Annotated in this window: 20 protein-coding genes; 4 read left to right on the top strand and 16 right to left on the bottom strand. The window is 37.3% G+C overall.

Annotation, left to right across the window (positions count from 1 at the left end):
- Positions 1-313: 313 nt before the first annotated feature.
- Both C7B89_RS04960 and adh read right to left on the bottom strand, forming a co-directional pair.
- Positions 314-673, bottom strand: coding sequence for a DUF779 domain-containing protein (locus tag C7B89_RS04960; protein ID WP_054548950.1), 360 nt, complete (start codon positions 671-673; stop codon positions 314-316).
- Positions 674-694: 21 nt separating this feature from the next.
- On the bottom strand, positions 695-2215 hold the full coding sequence (gene adh / locus C7B89_RS04955) for an aldehyde dehydrogenase (protein ID WP_004233561.1): 1521 nt from the start codon (positions 2213-2215) through the stop codon (positions 695-697).
- Positions 2216-2456: 241 nt separating this feature from the next.
- Here adh and rluF point away from each other — a divergent pair, with 241 nt between their 5' ends.
- Both rluF and C7B89_RS04945 read left to right on the top strand, forming a co-directional pair.
- On the top strand, positions 2457-3158 hold the full coding sequence (gene rluF / locus C7B89_RS04950) for a 23S rRNA pseudouridine(2604) synthase RluF (protein ID WP_048395521.1): 702 nt from the start codon (positions 2457-2459) through the stop codon (positions 3156-3158).
- 27 nt (positions 3159-3185) lie between these two features.
- Complete coding sequence (locus C7B89_RS04945; protein ID WP_054548949.1) at positions 3186-3905, top strand: DUF6904 family protein; 720 nt, start codon at positions 3186-3188, stop codon at positions 3903-3905.
- A gap of 41 nt (positions 3906-3946) precedes the next feature.
- On the opposite strand, the gene C7B89_RS04940 is transcribed toward C7B89_RS04945, so the two are convergent.
- The 12 genes from C7B89_RS04940 to C7B89_RS04885 all read right to left on the bottom strand — a co-directional run bounded on the left by C7B89_RS04940 (position 3947) and on the right by C7B89_RS04885 (position 15856).
- The gene (locus C7B89_RS04940; protein ID WP_054548948.1) at positions 3947-4444 is read right to left on the bottom strand and encodes a cupin domain-containing protein; all 498 of its coding nucleotides are present in this window, start codon (positions 4442-4444) and stop codon (positions 3947-3949) included.
- A 115-nt stretch (positions 4445-4559) separates the two neighbouring features.
- Complete coding sequence (locus C7B89_RS04935; protein ID WP_048395515.1) at positions 4560-5267, bottom strand: ABC transporter ATP-binding protein; 708 nt, start codon at positions 5265-5267, stop codon at positions 4560-4562.
- On the bottom strand, positions 5267-6046 hold the full coding sequence (locus C7B89_RS04930; protein WP_048395513.1) for an ABC transporter ATP-binding protein: 780 nt from the start codon (positions 6044-6046) through the stop codon (positions 5267-5269). The genes C7B89_RS04935 and C7B89_RS04930 overlap by 1 nt, the downstream gene beginning before the upstream one ends.
- Positions 6046-6981, bottom strand: coding sequence for a branched-chain amino acid ABC transporter permease (locus C7B89_RS04925; RefSeq protein ID WP_048395511.1), 936 nt, complete (start codon positions 6979-6981; stop codon positions 6046-6048). The genes C7B89_RS04930 and C7B89_RS04925 overlap by 1 nt, the downstream gene beginning before the upstream one ends.
- Before the next feature lie 12 nt (positions 6982-6993).
- Positions 6994-7869 (bottom strand): branched-chain amino acid ABC transporter permease, encoded by an 876-nt coding sequence (locus tag C7B89_RS04920; RefSeq protein ID WP_016992164.1) that lies wholly within the window; start codon positions 7867-7869, stop codon positions 6994-6996.
- 146 nt (positions 7870-8015) lie between these two features.
- A complete protein-coding gene (locus tag C7B89_RS04915; protein WP_016992165.1) occupies positions 8016-9236 on the bottom strand; it encodes an ABC transporter substrate-binding protein in 1221 nt (406 codons plus the stop codon).
- Between the two features lie 403 nt (positions 9237-9639).
- Entirely contained in the window at positions 9640-10242 is a 603-nt protein-coding gene (locus C7B89_RS04910; protein ID WP_054548946.1) for a hypothetical protein, read from the bottom strand.
- A gap of 87 nt (positions 10243-10329) precedes the next feature.
- Positions 10330-12114: a CotH kinase family protein gene (locus tag C7B89_RS04905; RefSeq protein WP_054548945.1), complete on the bottom strand. Its 1785-nt coding sequence runs from the start codon at positions 12112-12114 to the stop codon at positions 10330-10332.
- A gap of 42 nt (positions 12115-12156) precedes the next feature.
- On the bottom strand, positions 12157-12840 hold the full coding sequence (locus C7B89_RS04900; protein WP_004233537.1) for a DUF4956 domain-containing protein: 684 nt from the start codon (positions 12838-12840) through the stop codon (positions 12157-12159).
- A 19-nt stretch (positions 12841-12859) separates the two neighbouring features.
- Positions 12860-13561 carry a polyphosphate polymerase domain-containing protein gene (locus tag C7B89_RS04895; RefSeq protein WP_048395505.1) on the bottom strand — a complete coding sequence of 234 codons (702 nt, stop codon included), beginning with the start codon at positions 13559-13561 and terminating at the stop codon, positions 12860-12862.
- A gap of 209 nt (positions 13562-13770) precedes the next feature.
- Positions 13771-15186: a sensor histidine kinase gene (locus C7B89_RS04890; RefSeq protein ID WP_115673250.1), complete on the bottom strand. Its 1416-nt coding sequence runs from the start codon at positions 15184-15186 to the stop codon at positions 13771-13773.
- On the bottom strand, positions 15170-15856 hold the full coding sequence (locus C7B89_RS04885) for a response regulator transcription factor (RefSeq protein WP_103119010.1): 687 nt from the start codon (positions 15854-15856) through the stop codon (positions 15170-15172). The genes C7B89_RS04890 and C7B89_RS04885 overlap by 17 nt, the downstream gene beginning before the upstream one ends.
- A 219-nt stretch (positions 15857-16075) precedes the next feature.
- Here C7B89_RS04885 and C7B89_RS04880 point away from each other — a divergent pair, with 219 nt between their 5' ends.
- On the top strand, positions 16076-16408 hold the full coding sequence (locus C7B89_RS04880) for a heme oxygenase (protein WP_048395499.1): 333 nt from the start codon (positions 16076-16078) through the stop codon (positions 16406-16408).
- A gap of 111 nt (positions 16409-16519) precedes the next feature.
- On the opposite strand, the gene C7B89_RS04875 is transcribed toward C7B89_RS04880, so the two are convergent.
- On the bottom strand, positions 16520-17539 hold the full coding sequence (locus tag C7B89_RS04875; RefSeq protein ID WP_115673249.1) for a YeiH family protein: 1020 nt from the start codon (positions 17537-17539) through the stop codon (positions 16520-16522).
- 113 nt (positions 17540-17652) lie between these two features.
- On the opposite strand from C7B89_RS04875, the gene C7B89_RS04870 reads away from it, so the two are divergent.
- Positions 17653-18534, top strand: coding sequence for a LysR family transcriptional regulator (locus C7B89_RS04870; protein WP_054548523.1), 882 nt, complete (start codon positions 17653-17655; stop codon positions 18532-18534).
- A gap of 17 nt (positions 18535-18551) precedes the next feature.
- Here C7B89_RS04870 and C7B89_RS04865 read toward each other — a convergent pair whose 3' ends face one another.
- Positions 18552-19469 carry a LysR family transcriptional regulator gene (locus C7B89_RS04865; RefSeq protein ID WP_048395493.1) on the bottom strand — a complete coding sequence of 306 codons (918 nt, stop codon included), beginning with the start codon at positions 19467-19469 and terminating at the stop codon, positions 18552-18554.
- Between the last annotated feature and the right edge of the window lie 68 nt (positions 19470-19537).

Genomic DNA, 19537 nt, shown 5'->3' with positions numbered 1-19537 from the left:
GAAAATATTAACAACCTATAAAGGAGGTATGGCCGATGTTAGCAAAAACCACAAAGAAACTATTATTTACCATGACCTTAAAGGATCGATTAAATCTATTCCTTTTCCTAAAAAATTCATCCAATAATATCGCTTTACATACTCTTTTCCATAAAAATTAATATCAAAACACTTGAACGCCCAAAATCAATATTCATCATTTCTATAAGAAAAGAGTCATGTGTCCTAAAGCCTCCCTTTCCATACAATAACTTTTCTACTTCCAGATAAAAAAACAGCGGCAGAAAAACTTTGCCGCTGTACAGATAACTTGTTAAATTAACCCTAGCTCTTGCAGTTCTTCAGAGTTGAGGGCTCTTGACCTTGTTAGGAAACGTTTTCCTTCTACGCCCTCGAGTGAAAACATGCCGCCTCTGCCGTCCACCACATCCAATATGATTTGTGTATGCTTCCAGTAATCATATTGATTTTTGTGCATATAGAAAGGGGCACCACCCACTACACCAAGGCACACATCCTGATCTCCTATTAGCAAATCCCCTTCTGGATAACACATAGGTGAGGAGCCATCACAGCATCCGCCTGATTGATGAAACATAACGGGCCCATGTTTCTCTTTTAATAGATCGATTAGTGCTAGCGCTTCTTCCGTAGCTAATACACGTTCAACCACGCTCATGCACCTCCCTACGAATTAGAAGAAACCAAGTTTGTTTTCGCTATAGCTAACTAATAAGTTTTTCGTTTGTTGGTAATGCGCTAACATCATTTTATGATTTTCACGACCAACACCCGACATTTTGTAGCCACCGAATGCAGCATGTGCAGGATATGCGTGGTAACAGTTTGTCCAAACACGACCAGCTTGGATTTCACGACCGAAGCGATATGCCGTATTAATATCTCTCGTCCAAACACCTGATCCTAAACCATATAATGTATCATTCGCAATTTCCAATGCTTCCTCTTTCGTTTTAAATGTCGTGACAGCAACTACTGGTCCAAAAATTTCTTCTTGGAATATACGCATTTTATTATGTCCTTTGAAAACAGTTGGTTTAATGTAGTAGCCATTTTCGAAGCCTTCACCTACATTATTTTTGTCTCCTCCAATTAGACATTCTGCACCTTCTTGCTTACCAATATCTAAATAAGAAAGAATTTTTTCCATTTGCTCACTAGATGCCTGTGCACCCATCATTGTGTTTGGATCAAGTGGGTTGCCAACTTTAATGGCTTCTACTCGCTGTAATACGCGCTCCATAAATTTATCGTAAATTGATTCCTGAATCAGTGCACGGGAAGGACAAGTACATACTTCCCCTTGATTTAGAGCGAATAGCACAAAGCCTTCAACAGCTTTATCTAAAAAGGCATCATCTTTATCCATAATATCTTCAAAGAAAATGTTTGGCGACTTACCACCCAGTTCTAATGTTACTGGAATAAGATTTTGAGAAGCGTATTGCATAATTAAACGCCCTGTTGTTGTCTCACCTGTAAAGGCAATCTTACCAATGCGTGGATTTGATGCAAGCGGTTTCCCTGCTTCTAAGCCAAATCCATTTACAACATTAATGACACCTGGTGGTAGTAAATCTTCTATTAATTCTAAAAGCACCATAATAGATGCTGGTGTTTGTTCTGCAGGTTTTAATACGACACAGTTTCCAGCTGCAAGTGCTGGCGCAAGCTTCCATACAGCCATTAATAACGGGAAGTTCCAAGGTATAATTTGGCCAACTACGCCAATTGGCTCGTGGAAATGATAAGCAACTGTATCGTTATCTATTTGGCTTACTGAGCCCTCTTGAGCACGTAATACCCCAGCAAAATAACGAAAATGATCAATTGCAAGAGGGATGTCTGCATTTAATGTTTCGCGTACCGCTTTACCGTTATCCCATGTTTCAGCAACGGCTAGCTTTTCTAAATTTTGCTCGATACGGTCCGCAATTTTAAGTAAAATGTTTGCGCGTTCTGTTGGTGATGTTTTACCCCATGCATCCTTAGCAGCATGTGCCGCATCTAATGCATGTTCAATATCCTCAGCTGTGGAACGTGCTATTTGTGTAAAAACTTGTCCAGTAACAGGAGTAACGTTATCAAAGTATTGACCCTTCACTGGGGGTGTCCATTCGCCACCGATATAATTATCATATTTCTCTTTGAATTGAACTACCGATCCTTCAGTGTTTGGAAATGCATAAACCATTTTACTTCTCCCCTTTACACAATTTAATGAGAACTATCTACAAAAAACGTTATTTTATATCGGAATAACAATATTTTCATAGAAACCCTCTCACCTAATATATTGTCAGAAACATAAAATAATTTCAACTTTTTCAAAAACTTTTCCAACTAATTTATTTTTGCTAGAAAAGTTTCTAGCATTCACTGTATGTGCGACGTTAAGGTATACTTAAAAATAATATAAAATATAGGAGAACAATATGCGTATTAATAAATATTTAAGTGAAACAGGCATCATATCTCGTCGTGGTGCTGATAAATGGATAGCAGAAGGAAAGGTAACAATTAACGGAGAACTGGCAACGGTTGGTAGTCAAGTTGAAACAGGAGACATTGTTTGCGTTGATGGAAAAGAGGTAAAGAAAGAACAACAGCTTGTTTACATTGCTCTAAATAAACCTGTCGGCATTACAAGTACGACAGAGCGTCATATAAAAGGCAATGTTGTTGATTTTGTCAATCATCCTCTACGTATTTTTCATATTGGGCGTCTTGATAAGGAATCAGAGGGGCTATTATTATTAACGAATGATGGTGATATCGTCAATAAAATTCTACGTGCTGAAAATCATCATGAAAAAGAATACATTGTTCAAGTTGATAAGCCTATAACTGCGCAATTCATCCAAAAAATGGGTGCAGGTGTCGATATTTTAGATACAACAACCTTACCATGCCATGTGGAAAAGATTTCAGATAAAGTATTTAAAATCATTTTAGAGCAAGGCTTAAACCGCCAAATTCGTCGAATGTGCTCAGCACTAGGGTATTCCGTTAAGCGTCTACAACGCATTCGTATTATGAATATTAAGCTTGGTAATTTAAAGGTAGGGCAATGGCGTGATTTAACGGAGAAGGAACGAACAGAACTATTCAAACTACTCAATTACACACCAAAATAGATACATCCAAAGGGAGGGACGAGGACTATGATATCCATTCAAAGCACAGAACAACTAACAGGGGTACGAATTAGCGCGGATTATTGGGATTTAGATGAACTAATTAATGCTATTTATAAAGTAACTGGTGACGAAAATAAATACTATGATTATCAGGGTCCTCGACTACGTATTTTAAGCGTTTGCTATAAACTAAGACATGCTATGCTTGGTGAGCATCACCTAGAGTTTGTTAGTAATGGACTTAATAAGAGTGTTCTAACACAACATGAACTCATCTTTCCAAATAAGAATGTCTATTTTTCAACAGAAATTCTTTGGCCAGAAATTATCTTTAGTGCAATCGCATTAAATGATTTTATTGAACTGCACCAAAAATTAAACAATGCTTCTATATGGAATCATGAGATAGCTATTATTCGTAAATTTCAAGCGGCTATTGCTGAATGTTTAGAGCAGGAGGTAAGTGACGAAGATTATGTTGTGTTTTTAAGAATGTTACATGCTAAAAACCCCTTAACTTTCCGTTTTGCAACACAATACGTTGATGTTTTAAATCTAGAGTATATTGAATTAAGTAAAGAGGAACGTCAGGCACATTTAGCTGCATTTGCTGTGCGATTAATGGTAGAGGACCATGAATATGTAGCATTAAAATCCCACCTGATGGAAGCAGCTATGGCAACGAAACAAGCATTACATGATATTCAAATTCAACTTAATTATCCTGAAGAAATACTGTGGTGAACGAATCATGCCGTCTCAAAATAATTGAGACGGCTGTTTTTCTATTCAATTGTTTTGTAGGCCATTTTATAAATAACTTCCTTGTGCTGAGGATAATCTACTAAAAGCTCTTCCTGTGTGAACAATTCAAAGTCCTCAAAGTCAAAGCCTGGCGCCACCATACATCCGACTAAACTAAACGTCTCAGATTCCTCCACCGACGAGCCGAAAATTGTATGCTTTGGTACTGCAAGCTGAGGGACTTCTCCCGCTTCTATATTCAAGCCAAGCTTCTTCGCTTCATATGTCCCATCTGGGAAAATCATATGAACTGTTAGTGGGCTTCCAGCGTGATAATACCATAGCTCGTCCGATTGTAGACGATGTAAATGTGAAATATCCTGTGAGCGCAGAAGGAAATATATACTAGTATAAATCGGTCTCTGTACATCTCTCACTGCTATATCGTCCGATGCACGGAACGATGAAATGTAATAGCCCCCTTCAGGATGTTCGGCTAACTTTAAATGTTCAATAAAATATTGTGCTGAATACTTCAAAAAGCATCACTCCTTTTTTCAACCTTACCAAAAAGTAAAGTAGAAATGCTACCTCTGATTTTCTTTCAACATACAAGCCAAAAAGGACATCTCAACATGAGATGTCCTACCATTTTTATAATCCGCCTAAATAAGCTGCCTTTACTTGCTCGCTCTCTTGTAGCTCTTTTGCTGAACCAGATAAAACAATACGCCCTGTTTCAAGTACATATGCACGGTTAGCGACAGATAATGCCATATTAGCATTTTGCTCTACAAGTAATACGGTTGTTCCTTCTTTATTAACCTGTTCAATAATATTGAAGATATTTTTCACCATCAACGGTGCAAGACCCATCGAAGGTTCATCCATTAATAACAGTTTTGGTTTTGCCATTAAGGCGCGCCCCATCGCCAGCATCTGCTGTTCCCCACCAGATAATGTACCTGACTGCTGTTTTCGGCGCTCTAATAATCGTGGAAATAACTCGAAAACATGATCCATATCTTTCTTAATACCTGCTTTATCATTACGCAGATACGCACCAAGCTCTAAGTTTTCCTCAACTGACATATTGGCAAAAACACGGCGTCCTTCTGGAACGTGAGAAATCCCTGATTTAACAATAGTCTGTGCCGCTTTCCCAGCTATCGAAAAGCCTTCATATTCAATAATGCCACCTTTTGGCTTTAATAAACCTGACAATGTCTTTAAGAGCGTACTTTTTCCAGCACCATTTGCACCGATTAACGTTACAATTTCACCCTCGTTTACTTCTAAAGAGAGGCCCTTTAATGCTTGGATGTTGCCATAAAAAACATCGATATTTTGTACTTTTAGCATTAGCCGATAACCTCCTCTCCAAGGTATGCTTCTATTACCTTTGGATTGTTGCGAATTTCTTCTGGTGTCCCGTCAGCGATTAATTGTCCGTGATCAAGTACGTAAATGCGCTCACAAATACCCATAACTAAGCTCATATCATGCTCAATCAGCAATATTGTTAAGCCGAACTCTTTACGAATAAATGCAATTAGCTCCATTAAATCGTGAGTTTCTTGTGGGTTCATCCCTGCTGCTGGTTCATCCAATAGAAGCAGTTTGGGATTTGCTGCTAACGCACGAGCAATCTCTAAACGACGTTGCATCCCGTATGGCAAATTCTTAGCTAGCTCATCTTTATAGACATCTAAGCCAAAGATTTTTAAGAACTCAATGGACTGTTGCTCCATTTCGGCCTCACCTTTGAAATGCGTAGGTAAACGAAAAATAGAAGCCCACATAGAATGCTTTGCAAGTGAATGATTGGCTACCTTTACATTGTCAAGAACAGATAGCTCTTTAAATAATCGAATATTTTGGAACGTACGGCTGATCCCTTTCTGTGTAACCTGATAGGGTGCAAGTCCATTCAATTTCAGACCATTAAAAGTAATTGTACCTTCCGTAGGTGTATATACCCCTGTTAACATATTAAAGCTAGTTGTTTTTCCAGCTCCGTTTGGCCCAATAAGTCCTACCAACTCGCCTTGGTTAAGGTACATATTAACACCCTGTACTGCCTTTAAACCACCGAATTGAATACCCATATTTTCAACATTGATAAGAAGGTTTCCAGTCATTATTTCGTACCTCCCTTTTTACCAAACTTAAATAATTGTGTTATCTCTTTCGTTCCCATTAAGCCTGTTGGACGATAAAGCATCACAATAATTAATACTAAACTGTAAATAATCATACGCGTTTCCGGGAAGTTTGCTAGATAAGTAGACACGACTGTTAGGAAAATCGCAGCAATCACTGAACCAGAAAGACTTCCTAAACCACCAAGTACAACGTAAATTAAAATATCAAATGATTTTAAGAAACCGAATGTTGTCGGTTGAATAATGTAAAAGTTATGTGCAAAAATGGCTCCTGCTAGACCTGCGAAGAAAGACCCAATCGCAAATGCAACAACTTTATAGTAAGTTGTGTTAATACCCATCGCATCTGCTGCTATTTCATCTTCTCGAATGGAAATACACGCACGCCCATGACGAGAATTTGTAAAGTTTGAGATAACTAGAATCGTTAACACTACGCCAAAGAATGCGTATGTCCAGTTCGATAAATATTTAACCTGCATCCCTGCTGCGCCACCAACATAATCCGTATTTAAAAAGATAATACGAATGATCTCTGCAAATCCAAGTGTAGCAATCGCTAAGTAATCCCCTTTTAAACGAAGCGTTGGAATCCCTACGATTAAACCAGCAACTGCTGCTGCAGCAGCCCCTAATAAGATGGCCAATGGGAATGGTAACATTAACTTTGTTGTAATAATTGCGGATACATATGCTCCAACTGCAAGGAACCCAGCATGCCCAATTGAAAACTGTCCAGTAACACCAATAACAATATGCAAGCTGACAGCCAACATGATGTTAATACACATTGTGATCAACATATTTTTATAGTACAAATCAATTACTTCTGTTGTAATCAACAATTGTACAACTGCATAGATGACTAGCGCTATTACGGCATAGCCCCAGAAAACTTTAGACTTTTTCATAAAACCGCTCACCTACACTTTCTCACGGGCGTTTTTACCAAAGATACCCGATGGTCTGAAGATTAAGATTAAAATTAAAATAACGAATGCCGCAGCATCACGCCATAACGAGAAGCCAAGTGCACTTACTAAGGACTCTACAACACCTAGTAACATACCACCAACCATAGCGCCTGGGATGATACCAATACCACCAAGAACAGCTGCGATAAATGCTTTAACCCCAGGAATAACCCCCATTAACGGGTCAATTTTTGTATAATAAACCCCAAAGATAACACCTGCTGCACCAGCTAAAGCTGAACCAATCGCAAACGTTGCAGAGATTGTATTGTCAACGTTAATACCCATTAAGCGAGCTGCATCTGCATCGTGGGAAACGGCACGCATCGCTTTACCGATTTTTGTTTTATGTACGATGAATTGTAAAAGAATCATCAGTACAACTGCGACTGATAAAATTAAGATGGAAGTACTGCTGATTTGAACGCCAAAAATATCTAATGATTTATTTTTGAAAACTTCAGGATATGCTGCTGGTTGTGCACCTCTGAAGAAAATTGTTGTATATTCAATTAATAGCGATACACCTATCGCTGTAATTAAAGCTGCGATACGTGTCGCATTTCGTAAACGTTTATAGGCAATACGTTCAATTAATACACCAAAAATTGCACAAACTAACATCGCCAATAATAATGCTGGGAAGAAACCAAGCTCCCATTTAGCAATAGCGTAAAAGCCAATAAATGACCCAATCATGAAGACATCACCATGAGCAAAGTTAATCAGCTTGATAATACCGTATACCATCGTATACCCTAACGCTATTAACGCGTAGATACTTCCAAGTGAAATACCGTTCACAAGTTGCTGTATCCATTCCATGCGCATTCACTCCTTTAAATTTTCTGAAAATTGAAAAATAAGTACATAGATCGATACTAAAAGTTATGTTTTGCTCTACGATTCTAGTTATCTAACACACAAAAAAGGAAGGCGTGTTTACCCGCCTCCCCCTTGCTTACAAAACATTAAGGATTAACTTTAGAGTTGAACACTTGTTTACCGTCTTTAAATTCAAGAACTGTTGCTGTTTTAATTGGGTTATGATTTTCGTCAACTGAGAAAGTACCTGTTACTAAAGAAAGATCTTTTGTTGCAGCTAATTCATTTTTAATTGCTTCCCCATCTGTAGAGCCTGCACGTTTAATTGCATCAGCAATGTAGTAAATTGTGTCATAACCAAGTGCGTTGAATGCGTCAGGCGCTTTGTCACCATTTGCCGCTTTAAATGCCTTTACGAAATCTTGAATTTTTTGATCTGGGTCTTCAGCAGAATAGTGGTTTGTGATGAATGTGTTATTCAATGCATCCGCGCCAGCTAATTCAATTAAAGTTGGAGAATCCCAACCATCAGCACCCATCAGAGGTACATCAATGCCCATTTCGCGTGCTTGTTTAACAATCAAACCTACTTCTTCATAATATCCAGGGATAAAGATAAAGTCTGGATTTGCCGCTTTAATATTTGTTAATTGTGTACGGAAATCTGTATCCTTAGCTACATAAGCTTCTTCTTTTACAACTTTTCCGCCACTCTTCGTAATCGTTTCTTTAAAGGATTTTGCTAAACCTTTTGCATAGTCTGATGCATTATCTGCAAAAATAGCTACATTTTTCGCATCTAGCTCACCTGAAGCAAAATTAGCTGCTACAATCCCCTGGAATGGGTCAATAAAGCATGTACGGAAAGCATATTCATTAACACTGCCATCCTCATTTACCGTGATATTCGGTGCTGTACCAGAACCCGTAACAATAGGAATTTTATTATCATTTGCAATTTGAACAGTAGCTACTGTATTACCTGAAGTTGCAGGTGCTAACATTGCTACTACTTTATCCTGCGTTGCTAGTTTAATAGCAGCTGAAGTTGCTTCAGAGTTCTCTGATTTATTATCTACTTTAATCAGTTCAATTTTCTTACCATCAATACCGCCAGCATCATTAATTTCTTTTACAGCCAGTTCTGCACCTAGCCCAATAGAGGAACCATAAGATGCTACATTCCCTGAAAGCTCTAAGTTGGCACCGATTTTAATTGTATCGCCATCAGATGAACCTCCGCCTGATGATGAGCCTCCGCCAGAACTTGAATCGTCTCCGTTACCGCAACCAGCAAGAACACCAGCAAGTAATGAAGATGCTACTAAAAGTGAACCGAACTTCTTAAGCTTTTTGCTCTCTCTCATAATTAAATTCCCCCTGAAAATTTCTCAAATATTAGATATTTCTGATAATTATAAACAATTAAATTCATTTACTCAATAGCCAAAATAATTATTTATAACTATCTAAAAACAAAAGAAAATATTATTCATATAAGCCTTTTTCATTGTAAAACATTCTTTATATTTAGTCTAGAGTGATTTTTCAGTATAATTAGTTATTTATGAATTATCTTTTAATTCAAACTATAGACTAGTACAAAACTATCAGATGAAATTGTTTTTTCAACATAAAGTCTGCTTAATTTATAGAACCTCTTCCTCTATTACAATTATTTCCCTGAAAATAATCAAAAGAAAACGAATAACTAATTGCTTATATCTGTACTGCTAACAGGAAAAAGCTTAGAGTGGGTTTCCCCATACTCTAAGCTTTTTTTAATTCAAAGACACAAAGGCGCTCATTAATATTTGTTTCATTTTCTAAATGCACTTCATGAAGCAACTCAAATGGTGTTCCATGATGTAAAAATTGTAAATAATCGTAAGGCGGATAATATAAAATTATATGAATATCTCGCATTCGCTGCTCATAGGATTTCCAAATATTGTGAATGACTGTGCGAAAAATATGGATTGAAAAAGGATTAAAAAAGAAAAACACATTATCACGTGACTTTATTTCATATGATTCGGCTATTGTATGAATAAACTTAATAGGGGCATGTGCTCTCATTTTTTGAAGATAACTACGTTTATTTTCTTCAGCCTCCGTATAAAACCCTGCATCCATTTCTATCCCAATGGTTGGTATATGGAACTTATGGTGCACATAAATAGGAACTCGCCCTTTCCCGCACCCCATATCAATAAATACTGGATTGTCAGGCATCTGATACGCAGCGAATAATTGCTCCAATCCTCTGTAGGGTGTTGGTTCATAACGATGATAGTGTGCAAGCTTAGGAAAGCCATATTGCTCTCCCACCGTGTTTATATGCAAATGTTTATCAAATTGCTGTTCATTCATATGAAAGGACTCCTCAGAAAAGAATGCTTTATTTTAACACGATAAAAAGCAAAAACCATACCCAAAGATATTGGATATGGTTATTTTCTAACGACCTCTACGTTTAAATTTAACAACAAAGAGAAGTGCAAGAAGGAGTAGCACCAGGCATGTAATGGCTGTAAACATTGTATTTTTATCAATAACAGGCTCGTGATTCGCAGCTTCACTATTCGCACCAGGCATTCCCATTGGGGCTCCATTTCCATCAGGAGGTTGCATTTGTTCTCCATTTTGTCCATTTCTCGGACCCTCGCCCTCTCTATTAAAAGGTGGGCTCTTTGATGGATCAAAGTCCTCTGGTAGCTGACTTGGATCAAAATCATCTGGCATCCAATCCATTTCACCATTTTCACTTGGTATTGGCATACCCATATTGCCCTGAGAAGACGTAGATGCTTCCACAACAAGCTCCCCAGACAGTTGCTTTAATATAGATTCTGAGCGCTGTTTGGCAAATTCCGGCAAGCTATTTTCACCTTCAACTGCTTCTAAAAACTGCTCCGTAGTAGAGAATTTGGTTGGATCCGCCTCCACATAAGTAGTTAATAAGACAGCTAATTTTTTAGTAATGGATTGCACATACTCTTCTGTTAAATAAGTTGTCGCTAGTTCTTCTAAATAACCTTCATACTTGTCACGATATTCATCATTCGAAAGCAATGCCTTCAAGAGTGGCCGCTCCTCTAATGTTGTGCCAGAAACAGGTGTTGTCACACTAAAATTAATAGCACTATCATTTATTAGATTGCCCGACATGCCCATTCCCATGTCAACGCCGCCACCTCGTTGTTGCTGCATACCCCCATCGCCAGTTTGATCGGGTTGTCCATTGTTTTGTGCCACTGGTTTTTCCATATTAGTAGTAACGTCAGCTTGATTTTCACCGTTTCCTCCTGCTATTCTACCGCCTCCAGCCCCAAAGCCACCAAAGGACATGTTGTAATCCCAAGGAATAATAGAAAACACACCGTTCTGTTCATATAAATAATAGTTATGTTTCATATTCCCTTGATAACTATCTAAATTCACAAGTGCTGTGTTGACGGCAAAATAACGTAACATTTCATCCACATCGATATACTTTTCTATGTCTCCACCATTATTAATTGCGTCTAGCATTTCAACTAATTTGGATTGATTAATAGTACCTTCATTTGTTTTTAATCCGATACCTGTATAGTCTTCGATATCGTCGCTAATATATTTTAAATCGCTGCCTGTCCCATCTGGCTTAAATAAAAAACCATCATTAGAGCCGTAATTATTAGCCAGGAATGTCTCATCCACAGCTTCTACCCCTAAGAACAAACCCCGCTCCTCACCATTCACTGTGACATACATATAGGAGTGTGCTGGTGTTGGTAAACCCATTTGCTCCATCAGTTCATAGGAGATATACTCTCTCATTAATGTAGAGTCACTATAATTATTGTTTAAATTTAATTTTTTTAAGCCATACAAGCTTTGTGTATCATCATAATAATCAAAATCGATTTTTAAGCTATAGCGATCTGAGTCACTATTGACAACCGATCGTAGTGATAGATTGCCCTTTGTACGAATAGCAACATTCTCAACTTTCTTGCCGTTTACTGTAATATCTGCTTGTTTTAATTCTTCAGCAGAAGCATTTTCGAGCATGTCAGCCCAATCTTCCTCAGCAATTTCAATATCAACTGTTGTTACTTTATTTTTATTAAATACTATATTCTCATAGGAGAACTCAGAATTTTTCGTTTCAATGCCTACATTCGGAAGTACAGCATATATCACGACAAAGAGAAGGAGTAAAATCACCATGCATAGATAGACAATTCGTGTTTTAATCATAGCCGTCACCTCTCATCGTAGTTCTATTTGTTAATGAGGTCATTACGCTGTGAAATTCCCATCATAGCTCAGCATAATGGCTGATTTTACACCAGCTACCTTTGTTAGTTCATCCATCAATTTTGCATCATTTTGTTTTACACGAATTTCATAAGTTGTTTCGATTTCATTCTGTTGCATAATGGATTTCGATTTGAGAGCGAATTTTTTTGTTTGCGCAGCAATAATTCTCTCAATTTCAGCATTAGCCAATTCCTCTTCAAACTTTACAATTAGTAAATACGGATTTTCTACCGTTATTTTATTAACGAATATTAGCAATACAAGTCCGATTAAAATAGCACCAATAATCACTAAAGGAATAAAGCCAGCACCACATAAAATACCTGAAACAATTGCCCAGAAAATATAGACTAAATCCATGGGATCCTTAATAGGTGTACGGAAACGTACAATAGATAAAGCACCAACCATACCAAGTGACAGCAGAACATTTGAACTGATTCCCATAATCACTAGTGCTGTTGCCATTGTCATTATAAGTAGTGAGATATTGAATGAATGTGAGTAAATGACTCCATTAAAGGTCTTCTTATAAACAGCATAAATGAAAAGCCCAATAAAAAACGCTACTACTAAACCAATAATTGAATCGATTAATGAAAACGAGGTTGTTTTTTCTAAAAAGTTAGATTTAAAAATATCACTAAATTTAATTGTATCCATTGTTCATTCTCCTTTATTATTAGCCGTACATACGACTAAGTTGATATTTTGAATAGGCCTCAGCACGAGTATCCACTGACTGTAGTAAATATTTGATGATGTCTGGTAGATATTCATCGTACTTTACCTCTAAAATAACAAGATTAGGCTCCAGCACATCGACCATAGGCAAGTTTTTATTAAACATATCCGTGTTGCGTAGACTCGATTGCACCTTACTATCAAATGTCACACGCACATTGCCAAACGGATAGATATAGGCTTCTCTCTCGTAATCCACTACCGTAGTAGGTCGCAACTGGTTGTAATTCATCTCATGATATAAATCTAGAATTAGCGCTCGGTCATCATTCTTCATCCAGGCTATCTCGCCAATACGTAGTTTTTCATACTCAGCTTGAGATATTGAACATTTTGTTTTAAAGGTCACATTGTTACGCTTACTCTTCCGCTCAAGATTAATAACATTATTAGACTTGCCGTATATGCGTACTCGATATTTATCTCGATTAATAAAGCCTTCTTTTTTCTCATTTAACACTTTATTGGCAAAATTATCGAAGTACGTACTACGAATTAAATATTTACCGTCTAAGCCAGCATGATGATCACGCTGCATAACATGCTGAAGCTTGGCTTTTAATAATGCATAATCTGGATAAGAGATCGCTTGCTTTATTTCTTGGCGACCATTTGGATTAAATGAAGTAACTATTGGCATTTCATCACTCTCCCTACTTGTATTAGTGTCAGACTGACTAACATTTAATGCTGCTCGTCCCTTTGTTCATTTCCCGTCTACATCGTTTACTATAAAGGGCTTTTGTGTCAGGCAGATGTCAGCTTTACAAATTCTTCAACTCTCTTTTACAAAACAAAGCAGATTTCTGGGAGACGGATTAAACCAACACTAAGAAGGCTACTACGCTCTTATAGCGTAGTAGCCTTTTGCAATACTAATTCAAAATGTGTTCCAGAGGGATTGCTTTCAATTAATCGCAAATCGCCCCCAACAGATTGGGCCATCATTTTACTAAGTGGTAATCCTAAACCCAAGCCACGAACAGTATATTTTTTATTTCCCCCTCTATAAAAGCGCTCAAAAATAAATGACTGATCCTCTAGAGGGATTCCATGTCCTGTATCCTTCACCATCACTGACAGAGCCTCGCCATGATCTATCAACCTCAAGGTTATTGTTCCTTTGTCCATCGCCTGTTTAGCATTGGTTAATAGGTTTGTAATGATCTGTTGGATACGAACAATATCTATCTGTACAAGCACAGGTTTTTCCAACAAATGTAAACGAACTTTTACATGTTCATCTTCCTGCATGACTTCCCACTGTGCCACCGCCTCTCGCAGTAGCTGATTAACATCTACTGACTCTATCTGCACAGGAACAGCATCGACAGCAAAATGGTTAAAGGCAAGTAAGTCACCAACCATTGTTTTCATTTTTGTCGTTTCGACCATAGCCATTTCAATGAATTCCATAGCATCCTGTCCCGTTACAACACCATCTCTTACAGCCTGTAATAAACCACTTATAGAGGTGACAGGTGTTTTCAATTCATGGGTGACACCTGCTAGTAATTCCGTTCGAGTTTTCTCCAGCTGCTCTAATTTATTTGCCATATTTTTGAAGGAGGAAACAAGCTCATAGATTTCCTTTTCCTTACTATATTGAGGCAAATCAATTGCATAATTGCCTTCCTGTACATGCTTGGCAGCCTCAGCTACTTGTTTAATGGGATGGGCCAAACGCTTTGACAGAAAGTAAATAGCGATCCAGCCTAATAATGCTAATGCTCCAATTAATATGGCAAGCTGTCCATATGCTTGGTTAACTCTTGTTAAATTCTCCTTCTTCTCCATCACCAGGGCCCAGCCCAATAACTCATGATTATTTTCTATCTTTCTTTTCACTACATATTCAGGTTCAAGTCCATCCTTTATTTCCTTAGTACCTTCTTTTCCATCTAACAAGCCAGCTACATTTTTAGCACTACCAGGTGGTACAGGACGGTTGCTAGTCAGTATATTTCCCTCTGTATCTACAACATACAAAATCGGATCGATCTCTTTCATATTAAAACGCTGACGATCCCCTATGAAACCTGGAATACCATTTATAGGTCCATTATTAGGATTTGTTGTATCCGTTAAACGATAGACCGTCTCGTCTGCTAAAAACTCCATTAATTCTAATCGATTTTCAAATGTTGTATGTCGAATCCACGCTGCTGAGATTAAAGATATAATAGCTAAGCCTATAAAAAGTGTCAGTAAATATCGGCTCGTCCAATATTGAAGTAAGGATATTCGCTTATTTTTTTTGAACACTTAGCTGATACCCCAATCCACGTAGTGTCTTTATTTCTCCTTCCGCTTCATCCCATTCTTTTAAAGCCTTCCTTAGCCTCTTTATAGCTAAATCTACAGCACGATCACTACCCTCATACTCCCATCCCCAAACTTGATCTATAAGCTGATCCCGGGTAAATGTTTGATTAGGGTGGTCAGCTAAAAACATGAGCACTGATAAATCTCTTGGCGTTAATACAATCTCTTCTCCACCCAAAAGCACTTTATGCGCTTTACAATCAATTACTAGAGACCCATACTGCTTACTAGTAGCTGAATCAGAACTACCTACAGCACGTCTTAAAACAGCCCTCACTCTTGCAACAACTTCATCTGCGATAAAAGGCTTGGCAATATAATCATCTGCCCCATGATCAAACCCCTCTAGACGGTAATTAACCTCACCTAATGCTGTTAACATGATAACTGGGCAAGTACTTCGTTCTCTTATTTCTTTTAAAATGGACCAACCATTTTTTTCTGGTAACATAATATCTAGCAACACTAGATCTGGCTGTGTTTCACGAAACATGACCAAGGCTTGACCACCATTGAAACATTGTGTCACACTATAACCCACTTTTTGTAAATACACCTTTAAAACCTGGCTTATTGGATATTCGTCCTCTATTACTAGAATGTTTGCCAAAGTCAATCACCTCGCTACTAGTTCACTCTTATATTCATTATAGCACTGGATTATGTCAGTTAAATGTCAGCCTATCCATTACCCATAAACTACTAGCACAGATTATATAGAGGACATCTATTGACAATGTCTTCCTCAGCCACTTATCATTGAGTGCGAATGATAATCAATGATAATTCATTCAAAAACCTAGTAAATGAAATTAAGGGGGGTAAAAGCATGATTATTGTAACTAATCGTATTCAAGTAAAACCCGGTTTTGCTGCGAGAATGGCACCAAATTTTACAAAGCCAGGGCCTCTGCAACAGTTTGAAGGCTTTCATAAAGTAGAGGTATTAATTTCAACTGATGATCCTACTTATGATGAAATGAGTGTTAATATGTATTGGGAATCTAAGGAGCATTTCCAAGCATGGCGTAATAGCGATGCATTTGCTGCAGCCCATCAACGCCCAAATTCGGGCTCTGAGGGAGAAAAGGCTGACAGTCCAATTATCGGCAGCAAAATAGTGGTGGCGGAATTAGCTTCTTCTATTGAAGCCTTAAATTAATAAACGACGATTAAATTACTTATACATTATCTTCTGATTCTATCTAAAAAGCCCTGCATGTTGAACGATCATGTAGGGTCTTTTTTCTTGGTATAAGAAACATTGATTAAATCAATATAAAAGAATGACTAGTATATAGCCCAGCACGGATAGACAAACCGAGCCAATTAAACCTGCAATAAATGCCTTTACACCTAGCTCCTTAAATGTTTTCATCTCAACATTTAGCCCTAAACCAGCCATTGCCATCGCAATTAAGATATAAGCAATATCTACTAATGCTTTCGATACATTCGCCGGTATAATCCCTAAAGAGTTGATAGCACTCATCGCTAAAAATCCTAAAATAAACCACGGTATGATGGATAAAGAAAAGGCCTTTTTCTCTTCACTTTTGTCCATTCTTCGATAGAAAATACCAATAACAATTGCTACAGGTACGAGTAGGGCCACTCGTGTTAATTTCACGATGACGGCTATATCAATTGCTTCATTTCCACCAGCAGATGCAGCTGCAATTACATGCGCAATTTCATGTAATGTCCCCCCTGCGAAAATACCATACGCAGTAGGTGTTAAATCGATGATGGAATAAAGTACCGTATAAATAAGTGTAAAAATAGTCCCCAATAACGCAACAATCGCTGCCCCTACCGCCGTTTCCTTTTCATTTGCTTTAATTTGAGGTGCAATTGCCACTACTGCAGCAGCTCCGCAAATGGCAGTCCCGCAAGCCGTTAATATCCCTAGCTTTTGATCGACTTTAAATATTTTTGTTAGGCCGTACACAACAATTAAGGCAAATAGCAGATTAATGACTGCAATTAAAAAAACGTTAGCACCCGCATGATAAATATCTGCCAAATTTAAGCGCATACCCAATAAAATAATACCAAAGCGTAATAGCTTCTTGCTGGAAAATGAAATACCTACTTGCCAAGAATCTTGTACTTTAAATGTTGCTCGCCAGGTCATCCCTAATATAATGGCAATAACCAACTGTCCCAATATTGAAAGGAAAGGAAATGTGGCAATATATTTCGCTACTAAAGCAATAAGAAGCGTTAACAATATCCCCTTCAAGAAATTTGGATTAAGAGTAGATTTTAATTTATGCTGTCTATTAACCATGATGTTCACTTCTTTCTCCCTTGTTGATTATTACTTTAATAAAGAGTGCACTATTAGTAAAATACATATATATAATTATTATTATTAATATTTCTAATAATAGGGGTGAAGATATGCAATTGGATGCTTTAAAAACATTTATCACACTGGTTGAGGTCAATAATTTTACAAAGACCTCTGAAATACTTCATATTTCACAACCAAGTGTTAGCTTACACATTAAGAATCTAGAGCAAGAATTACAAACAACCTTATTTATTCGCTCCCCAAAATCGGTGCAAATTACACCAACTGGTGAAATTCTTTATAAACGAGCAAAGCAAATCATGGCGATAGCTGAAGCTGCAAAAGAAGATATCGCTGCCTATCATCAAGAGGTACAAGGTACGCTAGTCATTGGGGCAAGCTTTACAATTGGCGAATATATATTACCTCCAATTATTGCAAGCTTACAGCAACAATTCCCACAACTTGAACTTCAAATTATTATTGGCAATACAAAAGAAATCATTCAATATACAAAATTACTGCAAGTCGATATAGGTCTAATTGAAGGACAGGCTCATGATAATGAACTAGTCATTAAGCCATTTATGCAAGATGAGTTATTTATTGTTAGCGACAGTAAACATCCTCTTACAAAGCAACAACCTCTGACTGCTGATAAACTCCAGCAGCAAAGCTGGGTTGCGCGTGAAGAAGGCTCTGGAACACGTTATTATCTGGATCATTTATTCAGAGCAAATGGTTTACAGATTCATTCGCTTTTGACTATTAGCAGTAATCAGGGCGTGAAGGAGAGTGTAATGCAGGGACTTGGTCTTTCTTTATTGTCTGCCTGTGTGATAGAACGTGAATTAAAAAATGGAGATATGACTATTCTGCGCCTTGAAGGACAGCACTTTATGCGAACATTTTCTTATCTTTGTTCACCTACCATGAAAAATAAGCGCAATGTCGACATACTGATTGATATCTTAATAAAAAAAGCATAGCGATTTTTTTCTCGTCGCTAAGCTCTTTTTATGGTTCTTCTCGTATTAAAATGTTTACTTTCAATGATTTCAACAAATTTCATTGCTGCTCTAGAAAGGGGTACTGACTTCAAATAACACATACCAATACTTCTCGTAGGAATACTTTCCCTTAAAGTTAATTCATAAAGAAGTCCACGTTGAAGATAGTCCTTTGAAAATTCCTTTGTTACACATGCAATGCCAAGGTTACTACGCGCAAATTCGAGTACCAAATCATGTGAGCCTAGCTCAAACTCTGGCTCTATGTGAACGCCTCTTGCAAAAAGATAATCTTCCACATACTTCCTTGAATTCGATTTTTTCTCTAGAAAGATAAGTGGAAATTTTAAAAGGTCCTCATAGCTTAAACTTTTAGATGAAAGTGTTTTATATTTTTCCCCACAGACAAAAATATCCTGAATATCTGTACATACCGTTAACTGTAATGTTGAATCTTCAATTGGAAAATTACAAAACCCTATATCTACTTCACCCGATTTAATAAAATTACAAATTTCAGAGGTTGTGCCATTTAGCATTTGCAATTTAATATTCGGATACATTGTATGGAATGCTTCTAAATAAGGCATTAAAAAGAAGCGTGAGATCGTATCACCTACACCTATTTTTAATTGCCCTGTTGTTAAATTTTTGAATTCAAGTAACTTTTCTTCACCAGCATCTAAAAGCCCTAAAGCAGAATTAGTATATTCAAAAAGTAAGCTACCCTCTGTTGTTAATGTCACACCTTTAGGAGTTCGATTAAAAAGACGTGTGCCAAGCTCATTTTCTAATTGCATCATTGCCTGACTTACAGCTGGCTGTGTCATATATAAATCTTTTGCCGCACTAGAAAAGCTATTATTTTTTGCTACAACACTAAAAACACGATATAAATCTAATTTCCCTATCATATAAGCACCTCTTATAGCTATTATATGAACTATTAATTTTACTTATATCATTAACGAGCCTTATAGTA

This window comes from Lysinibacillus capsici (genome assembly GCF_003367505.1).
Classification (GTDB): domain Bacteria; phylum Bacillota; class Bacilli; order Bacillales_A; family Planococcaceae; genus Lysinibacillus; species Lysinibacillus capsici.
This window is presented reverse-complemented; position numbering and strand designations above follow the sequence as displayed.